Source organism: Mesorhizobium sp. M7A.F.Ca.CA.002.15.2.1 (genome assembly GCF_003998715.1).
GTDB lineage: Bacteria > Pseudomonadota > Alphaproteobacteria > Rhizobiales > Rhizobiaceae > Mesorhizobium > Mesorhizobium ciceri.
In genome coordinates, this window is the sequence record NZ_RZPI01000296.1 from 1 (window position 1) to 6,381 (window position 6,381).

Sequence of the window (6,381 nt, forward strand, 5' to 3'; positions counted from 1 at the left end):
GCGCTGCTCGGCGCCAACGGCAACGGCAAGTCGACCTTCGCCAAACTGCTGTCCGGCCGGTTGAAGCAGGAGAGCGGCACCATGACGGTGGCGCCCGGGCTGAAGGTGGCGATCTTCGCTCAGCATCAGCTCGACGATCTGCGGCCGGACGAAAACGCCTACGAGCATGTCCGCCGGTTGATGCCGGAGGCGCCGGAATCGAAGGTGCGCGGCCGCGTCGCCCAGTTCGGCCTCACGACCGAGAAAATGAACACCGCCGCCAAGGATCTTTCGGGCGGCGAGAAGGCGCGGCTGCTGATGGGCCTGTCGGCCTTCGAGGGGCCGAACCTGTTCATCCTCGACGAACCGACCAACCATCTCGACATCGACAGCCGCGAATCGCTGATCCATGCGTTGAACGAATTCCCTGGCGCCGTCATCCTGATCTCGCATGATCGCCATCTGCTCGAGGCAACCGCCGACCGGCTGTGGCTGGTCAAGGACGGCGCGGTCAACCCCTATGACGGCGATCTGGAAGACTACAAGACGCTGGTCACCGGCGTGTCCGGCGACCGCCGCGGCAAGCGCGAGGCGGAAAAGGCGTCAAAGGCCGACCGCCGTCGCGATGCGGCGGCACGCCGCGCCGCCTTCGAGCCGCTGGCCAAGGAAATCCGCGCCACCGAAGCGCTGATGGACCGCATCCGCAAGCGCATCGACGGCATCGAGGACGAACTGTCCAATCCGGCGGTGTACGAAAAGGATCCCTCGACAGCGACCCGGCTGGCCAAGGAGCGCTCGCAACTGGCCCAGACGCTGGCCGGCCACGAGGAAAAGTGGCTGTCCATGTCGGCAGAGTATGAAGAAGGCACGGCGGAGTGATTACGCAATCTCCCCACAAGTGGGGAGATTGGCTAATCATCTGGCCCTACACGCGCCCTTTGAAACCCGCTAGTCTTGCCGCATGAACCAGCACGCCAAGCTTCGCATCGGCCATTCGGCCTGTCCGCATGATTGTCCTTCGACCTGCGCGCTCGAGGTCGAACTGCTCGACGGCAATCGGATCGGCCGCGTCCATGGCGCCAAGTCCAATAGCTACACCGCCGGCGTCGTCTGCGCCAAGGTTGCGCGTTATGCCGACCGCGTCCACCATCCCGACCGTTTGCTGAAGCCGCTGATCCGCGCCGGCGCTAAGGGCGACGGCACCTGGAAGGAAGCGAGCTGGGAGGCCGCGCTCGACCTCGTCGCCGAAAAGTTCATTGCGGCCGAGGAGAGGTACGGCTCGGAGACGATCTGGCCCTACTACTATGCCGGCACGATGGGGCTGGTGCAGCGCGACGGCATCGACCGGCTGCGCCACGCGAAAAAGTATTCCGGCTTCTTCGGGTCGATCTGCACCAATCTCGCCTGGACGGGCTGGATGATGGGGGCCGGCGCCTTGCGCGGGCCGGACCCGCGCGAGATGGCGAAATCCGATTGCGTGGTGATCTGGGGCACCAATGCGGTGGTGACCCAAGTCAACGTCATGACCCACGCCATCAAGGCGCGCAAGGAGCGCGGCGCCAAGATCGTCGTCATCGACGTCTACGAAAACGCGACGATGAAGCAGGCCGATCTTGGCCTTGTGCTGAAGCCAGGCACCGATGGCGCGCTGGCCTGCGCGGTCATGCATGTGCTGTTCAAGGAGGGCATGGCCGACCGCGCCTATCTCTCGAAATACACCGACGACCCGAGAGGGCTGGAAGCGCATCTCGAGACGCGCACTCCGGCGTGGGCGGCCGGGATCACGGGCCTGACGGTTGCCGAGATCGAGGCCTTCGCCCGCCTCGTCGGCACGACCAAGAAGACCTATTTCCGCCTCGGCTATGGTTTTGCACGCCAGCGCAATGGCGCCGTCAACATGCATGCCGCCTCGTGCATCGCGGCTGTCACCGGCAGCTGGCAATATGAGGGCGGCGGCGCCTTCCATTCCAATTCCGGCATCTTCAAGCTCAACCAGGATGTGCTCGAAGGCACCAGGATGCGCGATCCCTCGATCCGCTATCTCGACCATTCGCGCATCGGCCCGGTGCTGACCGGTGCCAGCGATGCGCTCTATGGTGGCCCGCCGGTGACGGCGATGCTGATCCAGAACACCAATCCGGTGAATGTCGCGCCGGAGCAGCGGCTGGTGACGCAAGGCTTCCTGCGCGACGACCTGTTCACTTGCGTGCACGAGCAGTTCATGACCGACACGGCCAAGCTTGCCGACATCGTATTGCCGGCCACGATGTTCCTCGAGCACGACGATGTCTACAAGGGCGGCGGCAACCAGCACATCACGCTTGGCCCCAAGCTGATCGAGCCGCCGGAGGGACCGCGCACCAACCATTTCGTCATCGAGCAATTGGCTGATCGCCTCGGTGTCGCCGACCGTCCGGGTTTCGGCCTGACCGAGCAGCAGCATATCGACATCATCCTGGGCAAGCGCGGGCTGGGCAGTTTCGAAAGCTTGAAGCAAGACAAATGGGTCGACCTGCAGCCGGATTTCGAGGCAGCACACTTCATCAACGGATTTGGCCACGCGGATGGAAAATTCCGCTTCCGCGCCGACTGGACCGGGCAGGCGGCGCCCAACCGGCCGCCCAAAAGCATGGGCCTGTTCGGCCCGGTGGCGCGGCTGCCGGAATTCCCCGACCATGTCGACCTGATCGAGGTCGCCGACGAAGCCCACCCGTTCCGGCTGACGACGTCGCCGGCGCGCAACTTCCTCAATTCGACATTCTCGGAAACACCGGTGTCGAAAGCCAGGGAGGGCCGCCCGGAACTGCTTCTACATCCCGACGATGCCGCGGCACTTGGGCTGGCCGATGGCGACCGTGTCGAGGTCGGCAACCAGCGCGGCGAAGTCGTGCTGCATGCAAAATTGTTCGACGGCATCAAGCGTGGCGTGGTGATCGCCGAAGGCATCTGGCCAAACAGCGCCCATGAGCGCGGCGAGGGCATCAACGTTTTGACCGGCGCCGACGCGCCTGCACCCTATGGGGGTGCTGCCTTCCACGACAACAAGGTCTGGCTGCGCGCGGCAAGGTGAGAGAACTCAGTTGCTCTCGCGTCAAATTATACCGGCAGGGCTTCGGCCACCTTCTTTCGGTTTCGCCTAAGACTGATGTCGTCGGCGATCTGCTCGGCCTCGATCGAGATTTCGCGCAGCAATCCGGTGACCGGATTGTGAAAGCCGATGAGATAGAGGCCAAGCTCTGAAGCCCTCGCATTGACGCCGCTGCGCTCTGGCTGAACGCCGGGCTCCAGCAATTTGGCGTAGCCGGGCCGGAAGCCGGTGGCGAAGATGATCGCGTCGAACTCGCCATGCCTGCCGTCGGTAAAACGGGCGCCCTGTTCGGTGATCTCGGCAATGTCGGGTACGATCTTGATCGCACCTTCGCGGATCTTGCGCACCGTGCCGATATCGATCGTCGGAATGCGCGACGAGAGCGCGATCTGCTGCAGCATTCCTTGCTGCGGCCGCCTGAGCCCGTATTTCCCCAGCCTGCCCAACGCCAGATCGAGGATGATGGGAAACAAGGCATCGTTGATGCGCTGCGGCATCAGGCGCGCCGCCATGCCGATCATCTGGATGGGCACGCCAAGCAGTTCGCGCGGTACGATATGAACGCCGCCGCGCACCGAAATCGTCGGCCGCGCACCGCCTTCCACCAGATCGAGCGCGATCTCGGCGCCGGTATTGCCCATGCCGACGATCAGCACCGGCCGGCCGGCGAAAGGCACTGCGTTGCGATAGTCGGCGCTATGCAGCTTTTGGCCCTTGAAGGCATCGGCGCCGGCAAATCTGGGCATCAGCGGCTCTGCGTTGTTGCCAGATGCAATCACAACGTTTGAAGCATGCAAGGGACCGGTCGTCGTATCCACGAGCCAGCTTCTGCCCCGCCGGGTGATCGCCCGCACTGTTTCTCCAAATCGCGGCCGCAGATCGAAACGTTGCGCATAGGCATCTAGATAGTCGATGAAGAGATCGCGCGGCACATAACGCGGATAGTCCCTGGGAAAGGGCGCGAAGGGCAGCGAGGAAAAGCGCTTGGCCGTGTGCAAATGGACGCGCTCATAGTGGCGTCGCCAGGCGGGTGCGGCCTGCTGCTCCTTTTCCAGCAGGACGAAATCCTGCCCGCTCTGCCGCAGGCACGCGGCAATGGCCAGGCCCGCCGGCCCGGCACCGATGATCGCAACTGGGGTGGTGTCGTCCAAGCCGGCCTCCGCGGCAGAATTCACAGCCCGAGAATGTCAAAAACATGGTGGGAAAGTAAAGGCCTGCCGCGCGACAAATATTTAGACAGGCAAAGGCACCGTCAACCCTACCTTGACCCGGTCCATGGCAACGAACGTGCGGAATTTGCGGACATTGTTGCTGTCGAAGAACAGTTTTCGCGTCAGCGCCTCATAGGCGCCCATGTCGGCCACTGTGATGACCAGGATGAAGTCGGCCTCGCCGGTGACGTAATAGCATTGCTGGACCTCGGGGGTCGCCGAGAACTGCCGCTTGGCCGCGTCGATCAGTTCGGCGCGTTCGCTCTCGAGTTCCACCTCGACGAAGATGGTGATGGGTTGACCGACCGCTGCCGGCTCGACGACAGCGACATTGCCGGCAATGACGCCGGTCTGCTCCATGCGCTTGATGCGGCGCTGCACCGCCGGCGCCGACAGGTTCACCGCCTCGCCGATCAACCGCTGCGGCGTCGTGTTGTCGCGCTGCAGGATGGCAAGGATGGCGAGATCGAAACTATCGAGCGAGGACGGCAATGCAGGCAATGGAATATCCTGGACGAAACAAACTTGCATTTAAGAGACCATATTACAGCGCTCTTTGCGTTGCTCCTGCAATATGTTCTCGCTGACCAACGGGACCGGCCAATGTTCCTGCTCAACCGCAACGCATCGCACCGCCGGCCGCTCGATCCGATCGATGCCGAAACCCTTGGCGTGGCCGGAGCCGACACGGTCGAGCGTTTTCTCAGCCACCGCGACAATCACCGGATGACGCCGCTGCATGCACTGCCGGCGCTCGCCAGCGAATTCGGACTGGGCGCCATCCATATCAAGGATGAGGGCTTTCGCCTCGGCCTCGGCAGCTTCAAGGCGCTTGGCGGCGCCTATGCCGTCTTCCGCCTGGTGCTGGAGGAGGCCGGCAGTCGCCTTGGCCGGCTCCTCGATGTGGCCGATCTCGATCGGCCTGATGTGCGGGCGGTCGCCGCGGCGATGACATTTGCCTGTGCGACCGACGGCAACTATGGCCGCTCCGTCGCGCAAGGCGCGCAACTCGTCGGCGCGCGGGCGGCGATCTTCGTCCACGCCGGGGTCAGCGAGGAGCGCATCGCGGCGATCGCCCGCTATGGCGCCGAGATGATCCGCGTCCACGGCAATTATGACGATTCGGTCAGGCAAGCTGCCCAGGTTTCGGCCGACAAGGACTGGACCGTGGTCTCCGACACCTCGTGGCCGGGCTATGAGCGCATTCCCGGCCTGGTCATGCAGGGCTATACCGCGATCGTACGCGAAGCCTTGCGCCAACTCCCTCGGACGCCGACCCACGTCTTCGTGCAGGCCGGTGTCGGCGGCATTGCCGCCGCGCTGGCCGGTCATCTGGCCACCGTGCTCGGTGACGCTAGGCCGACCTTCATCGTGGTCGAGCCGGCGCGTGCCGCTTGTGTCTTCGCAGCCGCCCAGGTCGGGCGCCCGGTCAAGGTCGCGCACGGCCAGCCGACGGTGATGGCCATGCTTGAATGTTACGAAGCCTCGCCGGTCGCCTGGCGGGTGCTGGCGCGCGCCGCCGACGCCTTCATGACGGTGGATGAGGACGAGGCCATCGCGGTGATGCGGCGGCTGGCCTGGCCGGCCGGCGGTGACCCGGTGATCGTCGCCGGCGAAAGCGGTGGTGTCGGCCTTGCCGGGCTGATCCGGGCGGTGGCCGACAACCGGGCCGATCTTGGACTTGACGGCAAATCGCGGGTGCTGGTGATCAACACCGAAGGCGCCACCGACCCGCATCGCTACGCCGAACTGGTTGGCATGAACCCGGCCGATGTGCTGGAAGGCAAGATGACAGCCGAGGCAACGGCATGATCGCCATCGATGCGCAGCGCCTGCTCGGCCGCATCCGCGAACTCGGCGCTGTTGGCCGGGATGTCGAGGGCAGGCTGACCCGGCTGGCCGCCTCAGACACCGACAGGCAGGGCCGCGACCTCTTCGTCGGCTGGCTTCGGCAGGCCGGGCTCGATGTCGCCATCGACCGGGTCGGCAACATTTTCGGCATCTGGCAAAGCCCGGAAAACACCGGGCAAGCGCCGCTGCTCATCGGCTCGCACATCGACACCGTCATCGATGCCGGCATTTATGACGGCTGCTACGGGGTGC

At 64.4% G+C, this 6,381-nt stretch carries 5 protein-coding genes and 1 pseudogene; 4 read left to right on the plus strand and 2 right to left on the minus strand.

Annotated elements, in window-relative coordinates:
• Both ENZ74_RS17490 and ENZ74_RS17495 read left to right on the plus strand, forming a co-directional pair.
• Window positions 1-858, plus strand: an 858-nt coding sequence (locus ENZ74_RS17490; protein WP_164761063.1) for an ATP-binding cassette domain-containing protein, incomplete at its 5' end; no start/stop codon positions are given.
• Window positions 859-940: 82 nt separating this feature from the next.
• Window positions 941-3,049, plus strand: coding sequence for a molybdopterin oxidoreductase family protein (locus tag ENZ74_RS17495; protein ID WP_013532465.1), 2,109 nt, complete (start codon window positions 941-943; stop codon window positions 3,047-3,049).
• Window positions 3,050-3,075: 26 nt separating this feature from the next.
• Here ENZ74_RS17495 and ENZ74_RS17500 read toward each other — a convergent pair whose 3' ends face one another.
• The gene (locus ENZ74_RS17500; RefSeq protein ID WP_013532464.1) at window positions 3,076-4,218 is read right to left on the minus strand and encodes an NAD(P)/FAD-dependent oxidoreductase; all 1,143 of its coding nucleotides are present in this window, start codon (window positions 4,216-4,218) and stop codon (window positions 3,076-3,078) included.
• An 81-nt stretch (window positions 4,219-4,299) separates the two neighbouring features.
• Window positions 4,300-4,809, minus strand: coding sequence for an Lrp/AsnC family transcriptional regulator (locus ENZ74_RS17505; RefSeq protein ID WP_063167707.1), 510 nt, complete (start codon window positions 4,807-4,809; stop codon window positions 4,300-4,302).
• A 72-nt stretch (window positions 4,810-4,881) separates the two neighbouring features.
• On the opposite strand from ENZ74_RS17505, the gene ENZ74_RS17510 reads away from it, so the two are divergent.
• Together ENZ74_RS17510 and ENZ74_RS17515 are read left to right on the plus strand one after the other, a co-directional pair.
• Complete coding sequence (locus ENZ74_RS17510; protein ID WP_013532462.1) at window positions 4,882-6,090, plus strand: diaminopropionate ammonia-lyase; 1,209 nt, start codon at window positions 4,882-4,884, stop codon at window positions 6,088-6,090.
• Window positions 6,087-6,381 (plus strand): annotated as a pseudogene (locus ENZ74_RS17515) (Zn-dependent hydrolase); the annotation flags it as partial. The gene ENZ74_RS17510 and the pseudogene ENZ74_RS17515, both read left to right, overlap by 4 nt.